The sequence below is a fragment of the Paenibacillus sp. J22R98 genome (assembly GCF_059383835.1).
Genome location: NZ_JBXENW010000003.1, coordinates 225,978 through 248,802 on the forward strand (window position 1 = coordinate 225,978; position 22,825 = coordinate 248,802).

Sequence of the window (22,825 nt, forward strand, 5' to 3'; positions counted from 1 at the left end):
CATGAAATGGGTGTATTGGGGGCGTCTGTATGAAACCAAATTTCAAGCCGGCTGTCTGGTTAGACGGATGGAAAACGACTGGTGGGTGTATGGGTATGAATGTCCGCAAGAAATCGAAGTATTTCGTTCGCGGAAAGGAAGATTTGGCGTTCGATTCCTGCCATAACAAAATATGCTTGACTTATCCGTACATCATATAGTATATTATTTCTTGTCGCCATTGAATGATTTGTAGTGAATGTGTGTTATCGCGGGGTGGAGCAGCTCGGTAGCTCGTCGGGCTCATAACCCGAAGGCCGCAGGTTCAAATCCTGCCCCCGCAACCAACCTTTCGATTATTATCGTAAGGGCCCTTAGCTCAGTTGGTTAGAGCGGTCGGCTCATAACCGATTGGTCGGGGGTTCGAGTCCCTCAGGGCCCACCATTCCACAATCATCACTCACATGCCGGGGTGGCGGAACTGGCAGACGCACAGGACTTAAAATCCTGCGGTGGGTGACCACCGTACGGGTTCGATTCCCGTCCTCGGCATCCTTAAGTAAGATAAGGATTTACGAATCCTTGAGAGCAATACATAAGTTTCAAAGCAATGAAAAAACTCTTTTTCGATACTTGTCTTGAACAAGTGATGAAAAGGAGTTTTTTTATGGCTAAACGAGGACGCTGACTGAATTTAATCATTGCCATAACCCATCTACTGGAAATATAATTTACTTTAATCAAAGATTTTAATCATGCATAACAACAACGAGGTGAATCCACTGCATCTACTACGAACTATTACAGACAGTCACTTTGACGGTGGTGAACCAGCGTTCATAGAGGTAGTGTCCAGGCACGCTTCCAGAGGGGTACTTGTAAATGACCACCTGCAAGTCGCGATGATGCATATGACGAAGCTCAACCTTTATAAGCTGCCAGGTGGTGGCGTCGAAGAGGGAGAGGATGTCGAGGATGCGTTTTTGCGCGAAGTTAGAGAAGAAACGGGCTGCAATGCCTCAATTATTCATGAGCTCGGTTACATGGATGAACATAAGAATAGAAATCAGTTCTTCCAGCGCTCGTATTGCTACATTGCGAGGATGGTTGACCTTCCGGGTGTGACGTCCCTTACCGAAAATGAGATTAAGCTCGGTATGCAAGTGAAGTGGGTTCATCTAAATCAGGCAATCGTATACATGAACAGCTCCGTCAACGATTACTCTACCCGATTCATGTTACTGAGAGATAGGACCATCCTTGAAGAAGCTGCTAAGTGGCTGAATACGAAAACAAACCTCCTTCGCGGGACCTGAGACATTCAGGTATTCGCAAAGGAGGTTTGTTTTATTTTGCCGGTTTGATGAGTGCATTACTGTGAATGTCTAGCAGCGAGAAAGCTCTTCCGATCATATCTTTATCTTTCTCGAAGAGATGCGTTGCTTTATCGAAGATACCGCTTGTCTTGGCCACATGATTTAATTGATGGACCATGAATTCGGAATTGCAGAGGGCAACCACGCGATTGCTATATTTGGTCAGCTCCTGCTGGAAGACGGTTGCCTGCTCCACAATATCAGGTGAATAGACTACGGCTTCGCCATCGGAGGCTTTCATCTCTCGGTGATCGACCAAGATATTCAGCTCATTAGGCCCATACGCCGAACAGATCCCCAATATAACGGAAGATAAATAATCGACATCATTCTTGCCTGAAAATAACCCTGAAACCGAGAAGGCCAGCAGTTTCTTGTCCGGGTCCAGGTTATATTTGAAACGCTCTCTGAAGGGTACTTTGAAGTCTTTGGGAACATAAGCGGGCGTTATGGAGAAACGCTCCCCAGAGAACATATAGGACATGGTAACTTGCAGTGCGGCGGTAATTTTCTCGATATTGACAAGACTAATATTTCGTTCTCCGCGTTCTACCCCGCTTATGTACGTCCGGTCTAGTCCAGATCGATATGCCAGGTGTTCTTGTGACATCCCACTTCTGGCTCGGAGTTCTTTCACTCTTTGTCCAAACTCCAAACGTATATCCATTGCTGGCAGTTAACCCCCTATTATTTCCCATATGTACATTATGAGAATATAGGCAATGTGACCTAAAGTCAACAGACGGAAGGTAAGAATCTAGCTATTATTTATTGTACCTAGCTGAAATTGATATAAAAATAAAAGGAGTCATCAATAGTGAGAAATCGAAATGCGGGCAAGAGTTACTTGAGGTTTTCTATCCTGTTACTTGTCTTCATCGTTGGGATGGTGACATGGCTGTTCTGGGGGAACCAGTTGTACATCAAGCTTACCCCGTTGTGGTGTGTGGCGTTGCCGATTCTCTATAACGCCATAGAGAATCGCAAAAAAAAGAAATGCGAAGCGCTGATTCGTAAAGAATTCAAGGAAACTCCGATTATGTCGGTTGAGGCTTGGGGAGATGCCGGTTATGGGTTCTTATCCGTGACGAAAGAATCGATTTTTTTCGTGCCTAGGAAAGGCTCTGTATTTTACTTGCCTCATCATGAAACAAGCGATTATGGATATGATTTTATTTGTTCAGGTGAACACAACACTGCGACAAATAGCAGTGGGGATGGGGATGAGCGTGCAAGGCAGACGAAATTGCCCGTGTTTTATGTGGAATTTACAGATCACAGGTTTTACTTTCAATCGCCTAAAAACAAACAATTTTTTCATGAAGTGGAATTGGTGACTCGAGCGTCTGCCCGACATTTTTAATTCGCGACTGAATAATATGATCCGAATCGGTGCATGATAGTTATTGACGGTGTGAAGAGAGGTGTGGTTCCGTTGGACCTTATGGTGCTAGGGCTACTGGAGGAATTTATTTAATCACTTCACGATATGGAAGCGAGGGGTTGTGTCGCAGAGCAGATCTGAACACACGCGCTGATAGCGATCCGTTTAAAACCGGAGAGTGATAAGCGGTGCCCAAGTTTTTCAAAGAAGTTTAGTGTGAGAATGGAAGAATTCAACGATCGATCACCGTCGAGAAGGAGCCTGCAAAGGCTCCTTTTTCTAATCCGAACGAATGCACAATTTTTTGTAATCGACCATGCAGTATGCTAAAATTAGTGTATTGATTTCAAAACAGACAACCTCCTTTGCACCACTTCTGACTGAACTCAGAATGACGGCAGAGGAGTTTTTTATTTCAACCTATGGGGGACAACATGACACTGGTACTTAGAAATGATTGGGCTGAAGTGCTGAGCGGGGAACTGGATAAGTCCTATTTTCGCGAGCTAAATAAGCAATTAACGCAGCAATATGAGACGGAATTGGTTTACCCGGAGCAAGCCGCAATATTGAATGCACTCCATTACACCTCGTATCAGGATACGCGAGTAGTCATTATAGGGCAGGACCCTTACCATGGACCTGGGCAAGCACACGGGCTAAGCTTCTCCGTTTTGCCTGGTGTGAAGACGCCGCCATCCTTGAAAAATATTTATAAAGAATTGCAAACGGACCTTGGACTCCCTATTCCCGATCACGGATTTCTGGAAGCTTGGGCTAAGCAAGGCGTCCTGCTGCTTAACAATGTGTTAACGGTACAAGCAGGATTGCCGGCATCCCATCAAGGCATGGGGTGGGAGCGCTTCACGGATGCTGTAATCGCAGTGTTAAACGAGCGGGAGCAGCCGGTCGTATTTGTTCTATGGGGGAAGCATGCGCAGGAGAAAGCGGTAGCGATCAATCAGGATCGGCATTTTATCATTTCCTCAGCGCATCCCAGCCCGTTTGCAGCGCGCCGGGGCTTCTTCGGAAGCCGGCCGTTCTCGCGCGTGAATCAGTATTTGCGAGAGCTGGGCTTAAGTGAAATTGAATGGCGCATCCCAATGCTCGCGGAACTGCAGGGAGCGGTAAATTAAAGGAGGAGCAGTATGACTGCATCTGAGCCTTCCAAGAAGAAACAGGCGGCTGTTCGCTTCCTCAATCCGGCCTCCGGATATCTGACAGGATATGCGTATACGCTCAATCCGTATGTAGGCTGTTCGTTCGGCTGCTCTTATTGTTATGTACGGCGTATGCCTATTGCGATGTTTCGCAGTGAGCCCTGGGGGGAATGGGTGGAGCCGAAACGGTTTGAAGCGGAGGCATTTCGCAAGGAATGGCGCAAGGCGCTTGCCAAAGGAGAAGTTACCGTATTCATGTCGTCAGCCACCGATCCCTACCAGCCGGCTGAATATAAGGAAGGTGTAACGAGGCAGCTGCTCGAAGTTATGGCCCAAGAGCCGCCGCAGTTTCTACTCGTTCAGACCCGAAGTCCGCTGGTGCTAAGGGATGTGGAATTGTTTAAAAGGCTCGGCGATCGAGTGAGAATAAGTGTGACGCTCGAGACGGATTTGGAGCCCATTCGAAAGAAGCTGACTCCGGATGCTCCCCCTCTGGCTGCAAGGCTGCGGGCGATTCGAGAGCTGCGGGAAGCGGGTATTGCCGTTCAAGCAGCCGTATCGCCACTGCTTCCGTGCAGTGACCGGTTTGCCGGAATTATCGCATCCAACGTGGAGAGAGTCGTTGTCGATGATTTCTTCCGTGGCGATGGCAGCGGGGGCAAACGTACGGCGCAGCTCAAGATCGCGGATCGCTATCAGGAGCTTGGGCATGAAGCGTTATATACGCCGCAGACAGCGGATCGCTTCTTACAGCAGCTAAACGAATTGATGCCTCAGGGAACGGTGTATTTTGGCCAACAAGGATTTCTTCCCTAACAAGACAAAACCCTCAAAGCAACGATGCTTTGAGGGTTTTCTATATTCACATATTTTATTGGCCAACTGCGACATCGGGTGCCGGGGAACTGGAAGACGTGCCGTTTCCGTCAATGATGCCGGTTGACCCGCCAGCCGATGCCCCTGTATCACCGAGAACCGGTTTGAAGCCGGAAGCGATATAGGCGACCGCTTTAACATTGGTAATGACCTGGGCGTAAAATTTGTCTTTATCGGGATAGATCGGTTCGACATGTATGATCGCTTGAGTGCCCTCGAACGAAATGGAGGCAATACGAAGTCCATAGCCGGGATTTGGCGCTTGCGCAGAAACCGTTACTTCAGTAATTTCATTGTTAACCGCCTTCGAGGAAAGCTGCAAATCGTAGAGCGGGAACGGGACTGGCTCCTCAACCGGCGGAATAGTCGGTGTATCCGTCACAAATTGCATGACGCCTCGTAACCAAGCAGCTGCATCGCTGCGCGTAATAGCTGTCTTAGGCAAGAATTTCTGCTCATTGTCCGGCTGAGCGATTCGGAGAATGAGGAGCTTCTGAATACTGTCCATATAGGCTTTGTTGACATCTGCTTCATCCTTCAAGACGACATAAAGGTCAATGAAAGCAAAGTCGCCTTTATGAAGGAGCCCCTGTATAAGATGATAAGCAAATTGCTCCCTTGTCATCAATGCGGAAGGATCGGTGTCTCGAGGAATATCAAGTCCATTCAAGGAAGCGATGATAAAAGAATTCGCATACCAAGCGTCATCTTTCATTTTCGGGAAACTATCCGTTACTTTCGGCTCCTTAATAAAGCGGATGTTGTCAATGTTCAGCCCGAGTCCTTTCACGATCATCGAAATGCCTGCAGCGTAAGTGAGCTTGCCCTTCGGCTGAAACAGATCACCTTTACCGCTTCCGGATAGAATCCCCATCTTCTGAAGTTCAGCGATTGTCGCTTCATTAGGGTCGTTCTTTATATCCGAGAATGCCCAAACCGATTGGGATGCCGATAGAAAAAGCAGCAGCATCATCGAAAACAGTACAAACCGTTTCAACATAATTGGATTCACCTCATAAATAATAGATTGTCTTGTTTATGTAGACGCACCTTCTCTGGATAAAGTTGCAAAAGAAGGCGCACATCTTGCGGAATTACGGCCGAATCGTAACTCGGGTATTAATCGGAACAAGGTCGGATAGAGCAAGGACATCATTATTAAACATGCGGATACAGCCATGAGAGACTTCTCTTCCGATAGAGCCGGGGTCATTGGTGCCATGAATGCCGTAATGCGGCTTAGATAACCCCATCCAGAGCACGCCGAAAGGACCACCAGGATTCTCCTGTTTATTGATAATGGTGTATTCCCCGGTCGGAGTGCGAGTGAGCATTTTGCCAATGCCAACGGGGAACCCGCGAACGACGATATTATCGTCGAGCAGGTAGAGATGTCGATCGGATAAATCCACAATAATTCTGTAATTTGGCATGCTTGAATCACTCCTCTTCGTCAGCATATGAGAGAACAGGAGCGAATGAGTCGTATGGGAGAGAATTGTGCCGATACCATGTCCTAAAGCCTTCATAAACCATCGCCGGAAAATCGGTGGAGACGGTATTACGAATGAATAGGCCAACCAGAACGTACTGGTTGGCCTATTTTTGTAAGCTAATTATGCTGGCGGTAGCCGAGCATGCACTTTTGAAGCAGCCTTATTGGCTAGTTGGTGATTAAGCCAGTTCGATAAGTAGTTTAGCAGCTCCTGATAATGGGATGATCCGTATACCGTCTGAACCGGCATCGGTTTGTCCGCCTTGAACGGAAGCTACTGCATGTTCGCCATGCAGGATGACGCTCCAACCTTCGGACTTGCCTTCTGTGTCGATCGTGATCGTGGAACCATTGCGGCTTGCAGCAGCGGTAAATGCGGTTTCACCGGTCAAGGTTGTTACTACAGAAGTAGCAGTTGCGCCATCTTGAAGCGCGTAGAGCGAAAGTGTAACGCCTGACGCGTAATCGTAATCCGGACGATTGTCTTCGGCGCCTACTGCGATCAGCGAGTTCTCGCGGACAAACAGCGGCATGCTGAAGTAATCGTATGATTCTGTGCGCCAAACGCCGCCTTCCACTTGCTCACCGCTCAAGTAGTGCGTCCACGTGCCTTTCGGCAAATAGTAAGTGGATTCACCGTCCGCATTGAAGATCGGAGCGACAAGAATGGAATCACCCAGCATATATTGCCGGTCAATGTAATCGCAGGTTGGATCGTCGCCAAACTCCAGCACCATTGCGCGCATAACCGGCAGACCGATTTTCACCGATTGCACGGATTGGCCAAACAGATACGGCATTAAGCGCAGCTTAAGCTTCGTATAATGACGCAGGACATCGACTGCTTCTTCGTCATACAGCCAAGGTACTCGGTACGACGTGCTGCCGTGCAGACGGCTGTGGCTGGAGAGCAAACCGAACGCTACCCAACGCTTGTAGAGATCCGGTGGAGAGCTTTGCTCGAAACCGCCGATATCATGGCTCCAGAAGCTGAAGCCGGACAAGCCAAGCGACAGGCCGCCGCGCAGACTTTCTGCCATGGATTCATAGGTCGCTTCGCAGTCACCGCCCCAGTGTACCGGGAATTGTTGGCCGCCGGCTGTTGCGGAGCGGGCGAATAGTGCGGCTTCACCTTTACCGCGTTTCTCTTCCAGCAGTTCGAAGACCACTTTATTGTACAGCTGTGTGTAGTAATTATGCATTTGCTGCGGATCGGAACCGTCGAAGTAGACGACATCTGTAGGGATCCGCTCGCCGAAATCGGTTTTGAAGCTGTCCACGCCCATATCAAGAAGTACAGCCAGTTTGCTCTTGAACCATTCGCAAGCGGCAGGGTTTGTGAAATCGACAATACCCATACCATATTGCCACATATCCGTTTGCCATACGCTGCCATCTGGACGTTTCAATAGGTAGCCAAGCTCGGCTGCTTCATCGAATAAAGGAGAGCGCTGAGCGATGTAGCTGTTAATCCAGACGCAGATATGAAGCCCTTTCGCTTTCAGGCGCTCCAGCATGCCCTTCGGATCCGGGAATACCCGCTCGTCCCACTCGAAGTTACACCATTCGTACTCTTTCATCCAGAAACAGTCGAAGTGGAATACAGCAAGCGGAAGATCGCGTTCAGCCATACCGTCGACAAAGCTTGTAACCGTTGCTTCATCATAATTCGTCGTGAACGATGTAGTGAGCCATAAGCCAAACGACCAAGCTGGCGGAAGTGCAGGCTTACCAGTCAGCGAAGTGTAGTTCGACAGCACATCCTTGAGCGTATCGCCGCCAACAACATAATATTCGAGCGACTCGCCAGCTACGCTGAATTGAGCCTTGGATACTTTCTCCGAAGCGACTTCATAGGAAACAAGCTCGGGATGGTTTACGAAAACACCATAGCCTCGGTTCGTCACATAGAACGGGATATTTTTGTACGATTGCTCGGTAGCCGTGCCGCCATCTTGATTCCAGATGTCGACGACTTGGCCATTCTTCACGAATGGAGTGAACCGTTCACCGAGACCGTATACCGTTTCACCGATGCCAAGGTCAAGCTGCTCGCGGAAATGGTGGTTACCGTTATTTGCTTTGACAAAGCCGGTTGAACGGAAGCCGCTGCGAGTAAGCTTTTTCCCTTTAAAGGTATAAGTAATGGTGAGCGGATGTGCTTTCGTAATGGTTACTGCGGCGTCCCCGCTCTTAAGTGTGACAGCATCTGCTGAATCTTCAATTTCTACAGGCGCTTGGCTGGCTTCGAGCAATGGGAACGAAGAAGGGCCGAGGCGGCGAGCTCCTTTATGATGATAAAACTTCGCGCGGATAATATCCTTCATCGGCGAAGAAAACTCCATTGTCATTAGCGGTGCGTTCAACGTATTGCCACGGTGCTCCAAATGGCTGTGTGTCGCGTATACGGAGATGCTATTGCTTGAAACCTCAACATTATGCACTTCATAAGGGGTAAGGACTTGGTAGCCTTCGCGCGTCATCCAATAACCGTCGCTGAATTTCATGTTTGCAAACCATCCTCTCAATTTCAAATTGTAACAACATACTAACAGTATACTGATTGAAAAATATATTATCTTGCATTATTATGCTATATATTAATACGATACTGATATTTGAGGTGGAATCGATGGATATCCATCATTTGCGTGAGAATAGAAGGCATGGCAGCCCTGGACTTCCGGTCGGCATCTATCGGATGGAGCAAGGGGCAGGCGAGCCGATACTCGATAATCATTGGCATGAGGAAGCAGAATTTCTGATCGTGGAGAGCGGGGAAGCGGTATTCCAAATCGGGTTGTCGACCTACAACGTTCGGGCAGGCGAGGTGCTGTTCATCCCGGGCGGAGAACTGCACGGCGGTTATTCACCATCCGGAGGGGCTTGCTCATATTCGGCTTTAGTCTTTGATCTGGATTGGATGATGAGCCAGGGGGACAGCATGACGATTCAATATATAGAGCCGATCAAACGTGGTCGGCTGGTCCCTGAACCGCATGCAGTCGCGCAATCAGAGTTGTCTTCTGCGTTATGCCAAGGAATGGTTCCATTGCTTGAATTGGAGAAATCGGAAGCGCCGGTCAAAGCATTCCGGTTAAAGGCTGGACTTTATCAGCTGCTTGCGGAATACGTATCCCGCGAAGCATTCGTACGCCGGGAGCCTCGGTCATCGCTCGATATGCATACACAAGAACGGCTAAAGGCAGTGCTGACTTACATCGACGTTCACTATGCGCGTAAGCTGACCATTAAGGAATTGGCCGCTGAAGCGGGCATGAGCGAGGGACATTTCACGCGGGTATTCAAGTCGTTCATGCGCAAAACCCCTGTCGAGTACATCAACTTGCTGCGGATTCGGATTGCAGCAGCGATGCTTGCGGACAGCAATAGTTCAGTTGGAGAAGTGGCACTAGAATCAGGCTTCGACAACTTTAGTTATTTTAGCAAAATGTTTCGCTCGGTATATCAATGCACGCCGTCCGATTATCGGCAACGGGCTGGGGTTGAGTGAGTTTGAGATATGGCAGGAAATTGTCATGCGAAGTTAGTGAAGAATGAGGTGAAGGCAAGAGGTTTGAATTTTGAATTAACTCCGAAATAAGAGAAAGGAGAAAGAATGATCTTTCTCCTCCTACAAACAATTATCCTCTTATGTCTAGATTTCCACCTAAGTTTGGTTGCACGCTTCGTTCCATCATTTGAATCATTTGTTGGGATTGTTCCGTGGTTTGATCTTTGGCTAATTTTAGAACACTGATGCCAACAGCCTGAGATAAATTGATTTGGGCTAAGGACGTAGATAAAGCTGCGATATCCATGGGTTCCTCCTTACTTGGTGGTCTTCTAACACTTTATTTATCGGGATATACAGTTGCATTCGTTAATTTGAAAACCGCTAGGACACTTCGCAAGCAACGCCATCTTTATCTCGATCCAGCTTAAAGCTGTAGCCCGGGTCACCGGTATGAAGGGGAGCTTTCCCCGCGGCCTTGACCTCTGAGCAATTTGCATAGGTAACGGTTGAATTATTTTCCCCTGGATTAGGTTCAGTAGTAGTAGTTCCGGTTAAGACAAATACCACTTTTGTTCCGTTCGGATAATCCTCTAATTGATTGCCAACCCATGAACCGGATCCGCGATTATCAGATGAAGGAACATATTCCACATCAGCTCCGGCCCCGCCTTCCGCGCACATGGCCATTGGCCATTCATCGCGATCATAGCCCTCCTTCGTCGGAATACCCTGAAGCGACTCTTCACGATTATGATCTGCGCCATCACGGTCAATTGTACATACAGTGGATTCGCCATTCTTGATGGCTGCTGCAATATGTGCCGCTGTTAGCGGATAGCGATCCACAGGAAATTGAAGCGTGACGGTCTTAACAGTTGTCGTTACTTTACCGCTTGCTATCATTACTGTTTTAGTCGTCTGATCCCAGCGCACTTCTGCGCCTAAAGCATCTGCGACAAAACGAAGAGGAACGAGCGTCCGACCATGAATGACTTGGGATTTTTGCTGCAATTTAATTAGTTTCCCATCAATACTTGCGTTGCTTTCGCCAATAACAAGGATGATTTGTGTATTTCCTTTAACAGCATGAATGGTCTTCCCTTGCACGTGAAGGGTTGCATCCAGTGCTTCAAAGATTCCTCGAAGTGGCACCATGACGCTGTTGCTAATCATTTCAGGTGGCTGATCGTAGGATTGAGTCACACCATTGATCTTAACTGTGATTTTACTTGCCGCCGTAGCGATTGAGAATGAACTAAACATCATGACAAAGACAAGTGCGACGATGAGCTTCTTCAAGTGAATCCCCCTAGTATGTGATTCGATAATTCTACTATGGAAGCTTGATTAGACTCTACGGGATTAATTGGAAAAAATAATTAAATGTTACATTGTGATCCGCTGATATGTAATTAAATGTAATTTTAGTTCGAGGGACTGACAAGATATCCATGAGTAATAACAAGGTATGAAAATTTGTATTCCAATATCGAGACAAATATTGCATAAATTAGGAAATGCATTGATTGCCTCGCATTAATAAGCGTTGGGAACGACTTCGAGTTTGGCTTCAGGAAATCCAAGTACAGGTACTATTCCGACAAAAGTTCCGATTTATATCGCTGCTAAGGCGTCGATTATGCGAATGTCTCGTCAATTATTCCAACAAAAAGACAACAAAGAGCGACATTTTAATCACCTAATAAATGGTAATATGGGTACAGATGCGCAACCCATATGAATGGAGCGAGTTCAGATGACCCAAGAGTCTCAGCAGCAAATTCATGATTTCGTTAAACTCATTCAAGGTTTTTCCGAAATGACCAACATGATTAGCTTGGAATGGTCGAATTTGAACGATGCAACATGGGTAGCCGTTAATGTGCGCGAGTACCCTTTCCAGTATCCGATCGATGTCATGAAAGTGAAAATCAGCGAATGGGCTGAAGCGCTCTCTAATCAAGCTGAATCAAGAGCTAAAGTAATGGAGAATTGGCTGTATCCGGAAAAGGTAGAAGCAGGCTAATAGGCGAATCACTGGCATACTTTATCTCTACATAAAAAATTAGACGCTCTCGTAGCGTCTGAAAAAAGGGATCCTCCGTATTGACCGAGGATCCCTTTTCATGTTTGACCTGGATTTTGCGATACTTGCAATATTGAAAAAGACTCTTCTAATGATTTTATTACATCAGTTTATATGAAGCGGGCTGTACTCGAGAAATTGTCTGTTCTGAAACAACAAAAAAAACCAGCGTTTCCGCGGGTTTGTGCGTTTGAATTATGGTGATCTGGACAGGGTTCGAACCTGTGACCCCTACCCTGTCAAGATAGTGCTCTCCCAGCTGAGCTACCAGATCATATAGTGTTGCCTCGTTAGTGACAAGAATTAATATATCAAACGGCAAATAAGATGTCAACAAGTATTCGCAAAAAAATAGTCTAATTTACTGTAAACCTGCATAAGGTGTACTCAAGCTTAATCTTTGGAGAGGCGGGTTGTCTAGTGGCGGAAGCTGCCCATTTGGCGGTGTGGTTGGTAGGCTTGTTCGGTATCGTCGGTACGGTTTGCGTGTGTGTGGCAAAGATGGTGATCCATGATACAGTCGCTTATGATGAAGCATTTGTGTGGAGAAGAAAGCTGCCGCCGGAACTGAAATCCAAGCGTTAAGTTTGCTTTGGTGACAGCACGGGTATACTATTCCCAAAATGGTAAAGCCATAGGGAGTGGTATAGTTGAGGAAAGCAATTGGAGCTGTTATTGGTTTATTGATTTGTTCCGGGTGCTTACAGCAACATGCTTCAGACACGGTCTCGACCATGAAGGTCGTCAACCAGGAAAACGTGCTAGGTACGGTTTATCCAACAACGCGATCCGTGTTCGGTGAGGTCTACGATTCACCTAACAAACCAAAGGATATGACTCCGGCTTTACCGGGTGCGGCGAATTCGCGCCAGCAGAAACCTCCGTTACGTGAAGAAAACAACCCATAAATCCGGCCGTGCCCGCCTGGGCACTCCGGATTTTTTTGGCTGCGCCGAAGCTCGCAGGTGTATATTATCAGAGAGAATGAGCCATCCTACTTGAGCGCTATGCAAGCGTAGAGGAGGAGGAATACAAACATGTTTAGTCCGGAGAACGAAAATGAACAAACGAGCAGTGCAGCTGAGACATTCGTTGCGGCACAGAAGAACGGCGATGGAGATTTAATGGCATTTAAGACTTCCTCAGGCCGCGTGCTTAATTACGAGCAAGCGCTGGAAGAAGCGAATAACGGTACAATTGCCGGCGTGAATGTATTTAAAGGAAAAGACGGCGAGCATTACCTTCGAGGGGATGCAGATGGCGATCCGACCAACAATCTGGATCAACTGCCTAACTTCTAACCGCTGCTAAGTCAGTCTGAGATAATGCAAGAAAAGCCCGCTGCGCTGCAGCGGGCTTATTATCGTTATAGCCAATTAGAAGGTGTATCGCTTATGCTGCTCAACAAACCGCATGACGCCGTCCCTATCCAGATCTTTCGGCTTGCTATCATCGTAATGCATCAGCCAGATGCGCTCTTGAATGTAGTCGGGCAGCGTTTGCAGCTCTTGGAGGGTTGCATGCACGACGCCCGGAGGCTTCAACTGGCAGTCATGAAAGATATGCTGAACACCTTGCTTGACCAGTCGTTCGAGTAGGTCAGGATTGAACCTCATATCCGCCGAATAAAAGAAATTCTCATTAATTAGGAAGGAGTAGCTTCGCTTATTCGGAATATGCTCGGTATGTATCGCTTCCACTACAAATCCGGGTAGCAGTTCTGTTCTGACCTCAGTTTGAAGTGGAATGACTTCGAAATAATCCTCAAGCGCTGCGCACTCATCCTGCAGCAGACCGCCCTTTAGGGAGCTTTCCCATAAGGAGTTGACCAGCGATTCATGGATAAACAGCTTCGGCTTGCGTTTATAAACAAACTTCATTTGAAAGGCGAACTCTTCTAAGCCGCCGATATGATCGGCATGAATATGGCTGATGAGTACGGCATCGATCTCGTTAACGGACTTTCCAAGCTGATGCATCGAGAGCAGCGCGGTTGTGCCGCAATCAAGCAGTAGGGTATGGCGATCTGTATAAAATAGCGCATTTGTATTGAAATAGGTTTTGGCAAATGCGCTGCCCGTGCCGAGCATCTGAATATCCAATCGGGACATCCTCCCTAAGCTGTACGTTACTATTCAATTTATCATTTCTGCTTAAAAATGAAAAGGAAAACCTTGCTAATCTGCTTCCGCGATCTAGCACACTTCAGCCATGCACACAGGTGCCCATTCGTTCATACGATAGCTATGAACGGAATGCGAAAATAGGCAGGTGCGGATCAATATGGCTCCTAAAGGTAAAGTCGTCAAGAAGAAGAAAAGCGCTTCGGACCGGAAGCAGGCAGTGCTGAAGATTGTACTTTCGGACACATGTGCAGTATGCAAGACCCCTTGCGCAAGAGGGATGCGTTATTATGAGAGCATGAAGCAGCCGGGAGCAATGGGGAAAGGCGTACCGTGCATTTTGACGCGGACCTACGTGTAAATCGGTCTCTATTTCCCTTCATTATTTCCCAGGCAAGCGCATGTTTCAACATAATATGACAGGTTTTGGTAAGGAAAAATTTTTGTGAAGTGGCGCAACTTTGGACGACTTGGAGAGTATAACCATACATCCAGATTACGGACGGAGGGTTTGCTACCATGAAGTTCAGAAGGCTTCTCATGTTGACGTTGGTGTTGTCGCTGTGGGGCGGCACTATGCTCTTTGCGGATTCCGCCTCTCAACGGGTGCGGGTTATCGTGAACGGAAATGAGCTAGACGACGCGGGGATTTTTACTGACGGCAAAACATACTTATCAGTACGCCAAGTGGCGAATACGCTGCAATCCATTGTGTATTGGGATGAGGCATCGAAGAAGGTTACTTTGTATAAGCCAAATGTACACATGTTCCTATTCCAGGACACCACAATTTTCGGCAATGTCACGAAAGGCAACCGCATCTCATTCAAAGTGTTTGCCCAAATTGACAACCTGTTAACGGATATTTCCGCAGTGAAAGTGACGATCGTGGATCCGCAGAATACGGAAACATTAATTCAGGCGAAGAGCGTCTCGATCGAGAAAGACAACTTCTGGTACCGTACCGATGATTTCAATTATACGTTCGATACCGCTGGCAAATACACGATTAGGTTTTACATGAAAGTAGCCAGCACCGACGATTGGAAATTAGTTTCCGAGAAAACGATTACGGCAAAAGCTTAATAGAATTTATCTATGGCGCTGCATTCCCACAGGATGCGGCGCTTTCGTTTGACCCTGAGATTGTTCCATGTTACGATACGAAGGAAATGAATCATTAATGGAAATGAGGGTATACAATGAGCGATCACGTGCACGACGAGAATTGCAACCACGATCATGATCACGAAGAACACGTATTCCTTGTCACGGACGAGGAAGGCATTGAACGTGAAATGGTCATGGTATTTACGTTTGAATCCGAAGAGCAAGTTTATTCCGTATTGCTGGACCGCAACGATCCGGAAGCTGACGGCGTTATTTTCCGTATTGAAGAAGAGGACGGCGAAGCATTCTTGGTTGGCATCGAAGATGATGCAGAGTGGGAACGCGTAACGAAGATTTATGAAGAAATCGCGAAGAGCGAGAACGAAGCATAAAACAGCGTATATGCAAAATAGAGAAAAACTCCGATGCCGCCTTGGCTTCGGAGTTTTTTCGTTATTTACGCGGATTATAGTAAATGGTTCTGCCGTTAAACATCGTTAGCTCAGCCTTCAAGTGCTTGGCAAAATATTTGCAAAGCTCATTGGCTTTGGATTTGTCGCCGTGTGTCGCGGTATCGGGGAGCACAACCTGCACGTGCGAGATGCTCTGATCACCGTTTTCCTGTGTACCGACTCCGAATAGGATGTAGTTGTATTGCGGCGAAGTGCCTTTCAAGTAGAACCAACGATTTTCTTCTCCCGGCTTCGTTTCAACCGTGTAGGGAAAAGCGGATTCGGTGTAGTCCCATCCAAGCTGACGGCCGGTTAACGAGGTTTGTTCCCGGTAGCGGCCAAGCCTTTCCTTCACCTCATCGAGGCTGAGACGTTCAACTGCTGAACCTTGCACGAATTTAATGTAAGCGCTTTGACCCATTTTGCCCACCCCCTTCCACATCATAGCATTCTGAAAAAGGATTGACAATAACCGCCAAAAGCGAGTCTTCAGAGATACAAAAAAGCCCCCAGTCTGCTCTTGGTTAAGAGAGCGGGGACTGAGGACTTGACTTATAGAGAACTAAGTAATAGCCTCTTCTTCGAAAATAACTTTCACGAATTGAATACTGCGATCCTCGGGACCTTTCACCGGCAGGCCGACTTCCACATGATCGGTGATGTAATCGATATTCGTTTGCGAGATCACTTCACCCGGCAGAAGAATCGGAATGCCCGGCGGATACACATAAATAAATTCAGCGATGATCCGGCCGGCGGATTCTTTGAACGGGACAACTTCTGTCTGGCCGTAGAAAGCTTCACGCGGCGTCAGAGAGAGATGTGGAATTTCCGGAATCTTGACGACGAGCTCATTGGCTTCGTTTCCTTGATGCTGCTCGGCGAGATCGCGCAGCGCTGTAAGCAGCGTGCCAACGGAGTCGGAAGTATCGCCAGGTGTAACGAGTGCGAGAATGTTGTACATGTCGCTGAGCTCAACTTCAATGTTGTAATGATCGCGCAGCCAGTTCTCGGTTTCGTATCCGGTAATTCCTAGATGGCGGACATGGATAGCCAGCTTCGTCGGATCGTAGTCATAGGTGGCTTCGTCACCGAGAATTTCTTCACCGATGCAATATAGGCCGGGCATCTTGTTAATTTCAGTACGTGCAAACTGAGCCAAGGAGATCGCCTTCTCCGCAATATCATGGCCATTAATGGCTAGATTGCGGCGTGATGTATCCAGCGAGGAAAGCAGGATATAAGAAGTCGATGTCGTCGTCAGCATACTAATAATCGTTTGTACGCGCTGCGGATTGATTCTGCCGCTTTTCACGTTCAGAACCGAGCTTTGGGTCATGGAACCGCCCAGTTTGTGAACGCTGGTTGCCGCCATATCGGCACCCGCCTGCATCGCAGACATTGGCAGCTTCTCATGGAAGTGAATGAGCACGCCATGCGCTTCATCGACAAGCACGGGGATATCGTAGCTATGTACGAGCTCGACGATTTCCTTCAGATCCGCACAGATTCCATAATAAGTGGGGTTAATGACGAGTACAGCCTTTGCATCATGGTGACGATCCAGCGCGCGTTTAACGGAACGCGTGGTGATGCCGTGATCGATCCCAAGATTGGAATCGCGGGCCGGCGAAATAAAGACAGGGCGCGCACCGGCAAAAATAATTGCCGACATGATGGATTTGTGAACATTACGCGGTACGATGATTTTGTCGCCTGGGCTGCAGACCGTCAAAATCATGGTCATAATCGCGCCGCTTGTTCCTTGTACCGAAAAAAAGGTATAATCAGCTCCGAAAGCATCGGCTGCCAGTTTTTGGGCTTCTTGAATGACGCCGGTCGGTTGGTGCAGATCATCCAGCGGAGCAATATTTATAAGGTCAATCGACAACGCGTTGTCTCCAATAAATTCGCGAAACTCAGCGTCGCTCCCTACTCCTTTTTTGTGTCCGGGAATGTGAAATTGTACAGGGTTGTTGGCCGCGTGAGTACGCAATGCGCTAAACAGCGGAGTCCGGGTATGATCCATAGCATTCATCCCAGCCTTTCGTGTGGATTGTAACAAACAAAGTTGAGTATAGCAAAACTAGGGGGGATTGCAAGCAACATTTTTGTTGAGACTAGAGTCTACATGGCCAACACGAATTATGAGCAGAAAAGGGGAACGAACATGAGTATCGGTAAGGGCTGGGCAGGGAAAAAGGTTTTGTCGTCACCATTCGTCGTCCAGCTGCTCATTATTATGTATTTGGTTGAATTCGTGAAGGGTGCTTTGCTCGTCTCGATTCTCCCTGTTTATATGAGGGAAGTGCTCCATTTGTCAGCCTATGCGGTAGGATGGGCACTTGCTCTGCAATATATCGGCGATAACGCGTTTCGCAGTCCGCTTGGCTGGATTATTGACCGTATAGGTTACCGCTATGTCATGCTCTTCGGCGTCTTGTTCACGAGTGCGTCGGTGCTGATCGTTTCCTATATGCACGGTATGGGCTGGATTGTAGTTGCCTGTCTGCTGCTGGGGATCGGGACATCGCCGCTATGGCCATGCGTTATTAATGGAGCAACGACGGTTGCCGGCAATGAGTCGAGCGGTACGATTATGAGTGTCGTCTACATGGCTTGGCTTACGGGAGTTGGCTGCGGCCCGATCGTTATTAATTTCTTCATCGTGCACACGTATGCGCCTGCCTTTCGAATTTTAATCGGAATGATGATTGTTGTTATTATCGTTGCGCTGCTGCTGCCGGGGAAGAAACGGTCGATGGAGCTGGAGAATCGGGAAGAAGCGCCTGTTGCCGCAGCTTCTGAAATGGCAGAAGAGCATGTCTCGATGCGGGTGCGGATTCGCAGATATTTTGCCAAGGTCAGCAGTTCCCTGCATGCGAGCAAGCTGCTGTATCCGGCGATGTTTACGCAGAATTTTGCGCTCGGGCTTCTTACGCCTGTTCTGACGCAGTATGCCCGTACTGTCCTGCACCTTACTCCGCAGCAGTACAGTCTGTATCTCGTAGCCGGCGGTGCGGTCACAGTTGTCGGTTTGATTCCGGTTGGTAAATGGGTAGATCGATTCGGCACAAAATGGTTTCTTCATGTCGGATTTCTAACGGCGGCCATTTCGTTGTCTATCCTTGGTTACACCCGATCATTGCCGCTGGTCATGCTCATTGTGACGTTTGTCGGACTGGGCTATGCGTGTATCATTCCGGCTTGGAACGCGTTGATCGCGCAAGCGATCCCCAAATCGGAACGTGGAGCAGTATGGGGGTTCTTCTTAACAATTGAAGGTCTTGGTATGGTGTTTGGCAGCATTATGTCCGGCAAGCTATGGGATATGCTCGGTCCTCATTCTCCTTTTCTGGTCAGCGGCGCCGTTCTGCTTCTCTTGTTTGTTCTTCATTTGTTCATAACAAGACATAAAGCAGATGTGGTACGATGATGGGGTGGAGGGAACAAAATGACACAAAACAAAGACAAACGACTTGGCATAGTAATGGTTATGCTTATTACGACATTTATCGGGTTTGGGATTATTATTCCGGTTTTACCGGAGCTTATTAAGAAAGCGAGTCCGGGATCGGTAGAATTTCATACGGGCATGATGCTTTCCGTATATTCAGCGGTATCCTTTCTGCTATCGCCACTGTGGGGCGGACTGTCGGACCGAATCGGACGTCGTCCGGTCATTCTGACCGGTGTCCTCGGCTTTGCGGCCAGTTTCCTATTATTCGGCATCGCAGACGGTAGTCTGCCGATTATGTATGCATCGCGATTGCTTGGAGGCTTATTCTCCGGAGCGGTAACGTCTGTAATCGTAGCTTATGTTGCGGATATAACGCCGCCGGAGCAACGGACACGTGGTATGGGGCTCGTCGGTATGTCGATCGGCCTTGGTTTTACAATTGGACCCGGCTTCGGCGGTTTGCTTAGCCTCGTCTCTCAGAATACGCCATTCTTTGCCGCAGCCGCACTTGCGCTCGTAACGTTCCTGATCGCGGTCACGAAGCTTCCGGAATCGCTGACGCCGGACATGAGACAAGGGACGAGCGAAGCGAGACCATCGCGCTGGAGTGCTTTTACAGGCTCGGTCAAATACTTATATGTACTTGCGCTTATCGTATCGTTATCGCTGGCAGGTCTCGAAGCGACGCTGCAGCTGTTCGGCATGAAGCGGTTCGATGTTACTCCGCTTCAAGTAGGCGTCATGTTCCTCGTATGCGGCCTTGTCGGTGCGCTGGTCCAAGGCGGAATTGTCCGTAGACGGATTCGCAAAGGCCAAGAGCCGATGTACATCACAGCTGGCCTTATCATTTCGGCTGTCGGTTTTCTGCTAATGGTTACTGCACACTCGCTGCTCAGCTCGACGATTTATCTGGCGATCTTCGGAATCGGCAATGCGCTGATTCGTCCTTGCGTGACATCGTTGATTACGCAGAAGACAACGGTCGGACAAGGTGTCGCATCAGGACTAAGCTCGTCCATGGACAGTTTGGGACGGATCGTCGGCCCGCTGTTCGGAGCGTTCCTATTTACAGTCGACTTGACCCTGCCTTATGTAGCCGGGGGACTGCTGTCGCTAGCGGCGCTTACACTGCTGCTTCGGTTCCGCTTACTCGACAGCTCTTCGGTGGAACAAGCCAAATCGGTCTCACAACGATAACAAACGATACCAATAGAAAGCACCTGCATCAGGCCGCCGTTAGGGCATAGCTGATACAGGTGCTTTTTCGGTTCGATTATTTGGATATACCGAGACCGCGCATAATGAACGAAATCGTCTCCTCACGTTCCCGCTCATCGTCCCATACGGCATCTTTGCGTTCGCCATAGAAGGTTCGAACGGCAACATAACCTATGATCGTTGAAATGCTTAATCTCACGACCGTCATGGAAGGCAGATCGACCATTTGCCCCTTTGCTTGGAATTGCGTTACGAGCTTCTGAAGACGGCTGAGCACCTTCGCAAGAACATCGCGTTGAAAATGCTCCTGCAGCTCCGGATGAAACGGAATTTCCTGCATCAATATCCGCAAGATATTACGGTGCTTCGAAATAAACTCGATCCGATTCTCAATCATCGCACGAATGACACCTTCGTAGCTCTCGTAATCGGCATCGAGTACTTTATTGAAGCCGCGCAGGACGAAGGGGGCAATCAGCTTGGTCATCGCAGGCGCCACGATGGAGAGGAGCAAATCCTTCTTCGTCTTGTAATGCCTGAAGATTGTACCTTCAGCGACACCGGCACGCTGCGCAATTTCGCTGGTGGAGGAGCCTGCGAACCCTTTCTCGGCAAACACCTCAATCGCAGATTGCAGAATCTTCGCCTGCTTCTCGGTCATTTTCTCCCCGCCGCTATCGGTTCGGAGCAGCTCTTCCACCCATTGTTCTATCGTTTCATTCCCATTCATCACGGACAACTCCTTCAGGCCATCACCACGTTCGATTCGTTAATCTTGATGATATCACAGAAGTGAGATCGGATTAAATGGCACGGTGTTTCTTCAGGGCAAGGACGTTAAGCAAGGCGAAGACAGCCGAGAACCCTACAAGCACATAAACATCAAGCTGAATATCGCTCCAGTCCTCGCCACGGATCATAATGCCCCGCATGGCATCCGCGCCATAATAGAGCGGCATAATGGTGCTTAGCTTCTGCAGCCAAGGAGCCATGGAATCCAAATTAAACAAGCCCGAGAAGAAGACTTGCGGCACAACCACGAGCGGGATGAACTGAATGATTTGGAATTCATTGCTTGCAAAAGAAGACAAGAGCGTTCCGAGCGTCAGCGCGGTTAACGATAATAGCAGGTTCATCATGAGCACGAGCCAAATCGACCCATCCATATAGAGCCCTAATACATTAATCGCAAACCAAGCAATCAGAGCGGCTTGAAGCAGGGTAAACAGGCCGAAACCGGATAAATAGCCGAGCACGACTTCAGAACGCCGAATCGGAGTAGCGAGCAGCCGTTCCAATGTGCCGCTTGTTCGTTCTCTCAGGAAGGATACGCCGGCTAACATGAAAACAAAGAAGAACGAGAAGAAGCCGATCAATACGGGACCGAAGGAATCGAAGGAGGCCATATCCTCGCTGCCGTGCAAATAACTAATCGATGGTTGAACAGCAGGCATATCAGCCCCCATCATGCGCTGCAGCAGGAGCAGCACCATTTTGCTTGAGGCAGGGTCGCTTCCTTCCAGCGTAATTGCAGGTTTTCCACCGCTGCCGAGCGAAAGCACCGCGTCTAAATCACCGTCTTGGAGGGCTTGCTCAGCAGCCGCTGCGTTATCGAAAGTCGTAACTTCGGCATCCGCCTTCTCAAGTCGCTCAACCAGTGCGGCCGGGAGTTGGACTGCACCGATCTGAGGTTCAACCGTGTTGCCGTTAAATACAAGCTTCATTAATGTAAGAATAAGAAGCGGAGCGAGAAACAGAAGGGCCAGCGTCCGTTTGTCACGTACAAATTGACGAATGATTCGAATGGCAAGCGCTCTAATTCTCATGGACGACGACACCTCCGCCATAAGCGATAAAAGCTTCCTCGATCGTCGCGCTGCCGCTGCTTGCTTTGATCGCTTCCGGAGTGCCGAGCGCGGTCAGCTTGCCATCTCGGATGAGCCCGAGCCGATCGCATTTGTCCGCTTCGTCCATGACATGCGTCGTAAGGACAATCGTCGTGCCGCGCTTGCGCATTTCGCCAAGCTCTTTCCAGATCGACTGCCGCAAGACGGGGTCGATGCCGACTGTAGGCTCATCGAGAACAAGCAACTCCGGTTCGTGGAGCAAGGAGAGCGCGAGCGACAATCGCCGCTTCATTCCGCCTGAATAAGCGGCAACCGTCTTATTCAAATCATCCTGGAGATTGACGATCGTCATAGCAGCTTCGATACGCTGCATCATATGCTGCCCTTTAAGTCCATACAAGGAGGCGAAGAACGTCAGATTCTCCTTAGCGGTTAGCTCGTTGTACAGCGCATCGGACTGTGCCATATAGCCGAAGCGCTGAAGCATCGCCAGCTTCGGCATCTGCTCGCCAAGCATGTAGACCGAGCCGCCGTCGGCTTTGTCTATACCGGTGATGAGCTTGATCAGCGTGGTTTTGCCGGACCCGGAAGGACCAAGCAGGCCAAACAATTCGCCGCGTTCTACTTGCAAAGAAATGTTGTCCAGAACGGTCTTGCTGCCGAATCGGCGGGTAACTGAGCGCACGTCGACTACCGGCAGGGCTGAGGTTGATAAACTAGTCATTTGGGATCACATCCTCGT

27 protein-coding genes, 4 tRNA genes and 1 pseudogene are annotated in these 22,825 nt (G+C 48.6%); 18 read left to right on the top strand and 14 right to left on the bottom strand.

The features are described from left to right. The first annotated feature begins 1 nt into the window (after window position 1). The 5 genes from AC50Y3_RS10980 (at window position 2) to AC50Y3_RS11000 (ending at window position 1,295) form a co-directional block, all read left to right on the top strand. Window positions 2-166, top strand: a complete 165-nt coding sequence (locus AC50Y3_RS10980; protein ID WP_177245843.1) for a hypothetical protein — start codon at window positions 2-4, stop codon at window positions 164-166. 83 nt (window positions 167-249) lie between these two features. Next, window positions 250-326 (top strand) — tRNA-Met (locus AC50Y3_RS10985). A gap of 21 nt (window positions 327-347) precedes the next feature. Beyond that, window positions 348-424: transfer RNA gene (locus AC50Y3_RS10990), tRNA-Ile, on the top strand. Window positions 425-445: 21 nt separating this feature from the next. Next, window positions 446-531, top strand: a tRNA-Leu gene (locus AC50Y3_RS10995). Window positions 532-734: 203 nt separating this feature from the next. Further along, window positions 735-1,295 carry an NUDIX hydrolase gene (locus AC50Y3_RS11000; protein WP_494818805.1) on the top strand — a complete coding sequence of 187 codons (561 nt, stop codon included), beginning with the start codon at window positions 735-737 and terminating at the stop codon, window positions 1,293-1,295. 31 nt (window positions 1,296-1,326) lie between these two features. Here AC50Y3_RS11000 and AC50Y3_RS11005 read toward each other — a convergent pair whose 3' ends face one another. After that, window positions 1,327-2,022, bottom strand: coding sequence for a helix-turn-helix domain-containing protein (locus AC50Y3_RS11005; protein ID WP_494818806.1), 696 nt, complete (start codon window positions 2,020-2,022; stop codon window positions 1,327-1,329). Window positions 2,023-2,172: 150 nt separating this feature from the next. On the opposite strand from AC50Y3_RS11005, the gene AC50Y3_RS11010 reads away from it, so the two are divergent. The 3 genes from AC50Y3_RS11010 to AC50Y3_RS11020 all read left to right on the top strand — a co-directional run bounded on the left by AC50Y3_RS11010 (window position 2,173) and on the right by AC50Y3_RS11020 (window position 4,715). Continuing rightward, window positions 2,173-2,718 (top strand): hypothetical protein, encoded by a 546-nt coding sequence (locus AC50Y3_RS11010; RefSeq protein ID WP_494818807.1) that lies wholly within the window; start codon window positions 2,173-2,175, stop codon window positions 2,716-2,718. 455 nt (window positions 2,719-3,173) lie between these two features. Continuing rightward, window positions 3,174-3,875 carry a uracil-DNA glycosylase gene (locus tag AC50Y3_RS11015; protein ID WP_494818808.1) on the top strand — a complete coding sequence of 234 codons (702 nt, stop codon included), beginning with the start codon at window positions 3,174-3,176 and terminating at the stop codon, window positions 3,873-3,875. Between the two features lie 12 nt (window positions 3,876-3,887). After that, window positions 3,888-4,715 carry an SPL family radical SAM protein gene (locus tag AC50Y3_RS11020; RefSeq protein ID WP_494818809.1) on the top strand — a complete coding sequence of 276 codons (828 nt, stop codon included), beginning with the start codon at window positions 3,888-3,890 and terminating at the stop codon, window positions 4,713-4,715. Between the two features lie 55 nt (window positions 4,716-4,770). Here the strand turns inward: AC50Y3_RS11020 and AC50Y3_RS11025 are convergent, their stop codons facing one another. The 3 genes from AC50Y3_RS11025 to yicI form a co-directional block, all read right to left on the bottom strand. Further along, window positions 4,771-5,775, bottom strand: coding sequence for an S-layer homology domain-containing protein (locus AC50Y3_RS11025; protein ID WP_494818810.1), 1,005 nt, complete (start codon window positions 5,773-5,775; stop codon window positions 4,771-4,773). A gap of 94 nt (window positions 5,776-5,869) precedes the next feature. After that, window positions 5,870-6,208: a L,D-transpeptidase gene (locus AC50Y3_RS11030; RefSeq protein WP_494818811.1), complete on the bottom strand. Its 339-nt coding sequence runs from the start codon at window positions 6,206-6,208 to the stop codon at window positions 5,870-5,872. 241 nt (window positions 6,209-6,449) lie between these two features. Then, on the bottom strand, window positions 6,450-8,777 hold the full coding sequence (gene yicI / locus AC50Y3_RS11035; RefSeq protein WP_494818812.1) for an alpha-xylosidase: 2,328 nt from the start codon (window positions 8,775-8,777) through the stop codon (window positions 6,450-6,452). Window positions 8,778-8,902: 125 nt separating this feature from the next. Here yicI and AC50Y3_RS11040 point away from each other — a divergent pair, with 125 nt between their 5' ends. Beyond that, window positions 8,903-9,784 (top strand): AraC family transcriptional regulator, encoded by an 882-nt coding sequence (locus AC50Y3_RS11040; protein ID WP_494818813.1) that lies wholly within the window; start codon window positions 8,903-8,905, stop codon window positions 9,782-9,784. A gap of 130 nt (window positions 9,785-9,914) precedes the next feature. On the opposite strand, the gene AC50Y3_RS11045 is transcribed toward AC50Y3_RS11040, so the two are convergent. From AC50Y3_RS11045 to AC50Y3_RS11055, 3 genes and pseudogenes are all read right to left on the bottom strand, one after another. Continuing rightward, window positions 9,915-10,091: a YjfB family protein gene (locus tag AC50Y3_RS11045; RefSeq protein WP_494818814.1), complete on the bottom strand. Its 177-nt coding sequence runs from the start codon at window positions 10,089-10,091 to the stop codon at window positions 9,915-9,917. Window positions 10,092-10,168: 77 nt separating this feature from the next. Next, complete coding sequence (locus tag AC50Y3_RS11050; RefSeq protein ID WP_494819226.1) at window positions 10,169-10,354, bottom strand: excalibur calcium-binding domain-containing protein; 186 nt, start codon at window positions 10,352-10,354, stop codon at window positions 10,169-10,171. After that, window positions 10,340-11,053, bottom strand: a pseudogene (locus AC50Y3_RS11055) (stalk domain-containing protein); the annotation flags it as partial. The pseudogene AC50Y3_RS11055 and the gene AC50Y3_RS11050, both read right to left, overlap by 15 nt. 490 nt (window positions 11,054-11,543) lie before the next feature. Here AC50Y3_RS11055 and AC50Y3_RS11060 point away from each other — a divergent pair. Continuing rightward, the gene (locus AC50Y3_RS11060; protein WP_494818815.1) at window positions 11,544-11,813 is read left to right on the top strand and encodes a hypothetical protein; all 270 of its coding nucleotides are present in this window, start codon (window positions 11,544-11,546) and stop codon (window positions 11,811-11,813) included. Window positions 11,814-12,071: 258 nt separating this feature from the next. On the opposite strand, the gene AC50Y3_RS11065 is transcribed toward AC50Y3_RS11060, so the two are convergent. Next, window positions 12,072-12,147, bottom strand: a tRNA-Val gene (locus AC50Y3_RS11065). A gap of 146 nt (window positions 12,148-12,293) precedes the next feature. On the opposite strand from AC50Y3_RS11065, the gene AC50Y3_RS11070 reads away from it, so the two are divergent. From AC50Y3_RS11070 to AC50Y3_RS11080, 3 genes are all read left to right on the top strand, one after another. Continuing rightward, window positions 12,294-12,458, top strand: a complete 165-nt coding sequence (locus AC50Y3_RS11070; protein ID WP_494818816.1) for a hypothetical protein — start codon at window positions 12,294-12,296, stop codon at window positions 12,456-12,458. A 65-nt stretch (window positions 12,459-12,523) separates the two neighbouring features. Next, window positions 12,524-12,781 (top strand): hypothetical protein, encoded by a 258-nt coding sequence (locus tag AC50Y3_RS11075; protein ID WP_494818817.1) that lies wholly within the window; start codon window positions 12,524-12,526, stop codon window positions 12,779-12,781. 129 nt (window positions 12,782-12,910) lie between these two features. Beyond that, window positions 12,911-13,174: a DUF3892 domain-containing protein gene (locus tag AC50Y3_RS11080; RefSeq protein ID WP_494818818.1), complete on the top strand. Its 264-nt coding sequence runs from the start codon at window positions 12,911-12,913 to the stop codon at window positions 13,172-13,174. A 75-nt stretch (window positions 13,175-13,249) separates the two neighbouring features. On the opposite strand, the gene AC50Y3_RS11085 is transcribed toward AC50Y3_RS11080, so the two are convergent. Beyond that, entirely contained in the window at window positions 13,250-13,984 is a 735-nt protein-coding gene (locus AC50Y3_RS11085; RefSeq protein WP_494818819.1) for an MBL fold metallo-hydrolase, read from the bottom strand. A 172-nt stretch (window positions 13,985-14,156) separates the two neighbouring features. On the opposite strand from AC50Y3_RS11085, the gene AC50Y3_RS11090 reads away from it, so the two are divergent. From AC50Y3_RS11090 to AC50Y3_RS11100, 3 genes are all read left to right on the top strand, one after another. Continuing rightward, window positions 14,157-14,357 (top strand): hypothetical protein, encoded by a 201-nt coding sequence (locus AC50Y3_RS11090; protein WP_494818820.1) that lies wholly within the window; start codon window positions 14,157-14,159, stop codon window positions 14,355-14,357. Between the two features lie 158 nt (window positions 14,358-14,515). Next, window positions 14,516-15,082: a stalk domain-containing protein gene (locus tag AC50Y3_RS11095; protein WP_494818821.1), complete on the top strand. Its 567-nt coding sequence runs from the start codon at window positions 14,516-14,518 to the stop codon at window positions 15,080-15,082. Between the two features lie 116 nt (window positions 15,083-15,198). Then, a complete protein-coding gene (locus tag AC50Y3_RS11100) occupies window positions 15,199-15,498 on the top strand; it encodes a DUF1292 domain-containing protein (protein ID WP_090976987.1) in 300 nt (99 codons plus the stop codon). Window positions 15,499-15,559: 61 nt separating this feature from the next. Here AC50Y3_RS11100 and AC50Y3_RS11105 read toward each other — a convergent pair whose 3' ends face one another. Beyond that, complete coding sequence (locus AC50Y3_RS11105; RefSeq protein WP_494818822.1) at window positions 15,560-15,979, bottom strand: DUF1885 family protein; 420 nt, start codon at window positions 15,977-15,979, stop codon at window positions 15,560-15,562. Window positions 15,980-16,120: 141 nt separating this feature from the next. Then, window positions 16,121-17,587 carry an aminotransferase class I/II-fold pyridoxal phosphate-dependent enzyme gene (locus AC50Y3_RS11110; RefSeq protein ID WP_494818823.1) on the bottom strand — a complete coding sequence of 489 codons (1,467 nt, stop codon included), beginning with the start codon at window positions 17,585-17,587 and terminating at the stop codon, window positions 16,121-16,123. A gap of 141 nt (window positions 17,588-17,728) precedes the next feature. Here AC50Y3_RS11110 and AC50Y3_RS11115 point away from each other — a divergent pair, with 141 nt between their 5' ends. Further along, a complete protein-coding gene (locus tag AC50Y3_RS11115) occupies window positions 17,729-18,994 on the top strand; it encodes an MFS transporter (protein ID WP_494818824.1) in 1,266 nt (421 codons plus the stop codon). Window positions 18,995-19,012: 18 nt separating this feature from the next. Further along, window positions 19,013-20,215: an MFS transporter gene (locus AC50Y3_RS11120; RefSeq protein WP_494818825.1), complete on the top strand. Its 1,203-nt coding sequence runs from the start codon at window positions 19,013-19,015 to the stop codon at window positions 20,213-20,215. Between the two features lie 76 nt (window positions 20,216-20,291). Here the strand turns inward: AC50Y3_RS11120 and AC50Y3_RS11125 are convergent, their stop codons facing one another. The 3 genes from AC50Y3_RS11125 to AC50Y3_RS11135 form a co-directional block, all read right to left on the bottom strand. After that, window positions 20,292-20,966, bottom strand: a complete 675-nt coding sequence (locus AC50Y3_RS11125) for a TetR/AcrR family transcriptional regulator (RefSeq protein ID WP_494818826.1) — start codon at window positions 20,964-20,966, stop codon at window positions 20,292-20,294. A gap of 73 nt (window positions 20,967-21,039) precedes the next feature. Further along, window positions 21,040-22,062: an ABC transporter permease gene (locus AC50Y3_RS11130; protein WP_494818827.1), complete on the bottom strand. Its 1,023-nt coding sequence runs from the start codon at window positions 22,060-22,062 to the stop codon at window positions 21,040-21,042. After that, complete coding sequence (locus AC50Y3_RS11135; RefSeq protein WP_494818828.1) at window positions 22,052-22,807, bottom strand: ABC transporter ATP-binding protein; 756 nt, start codon at window positions 22,805-22,807, stop codon at window positions 22,052-22,054. Before AC50Y3_RS11135 ends, AC50Y3_RS11130 begins: the two co-directional genes overlap by 11 nt. Window positions 22,808-22,825: the final 18 nt, after the last annotated feature.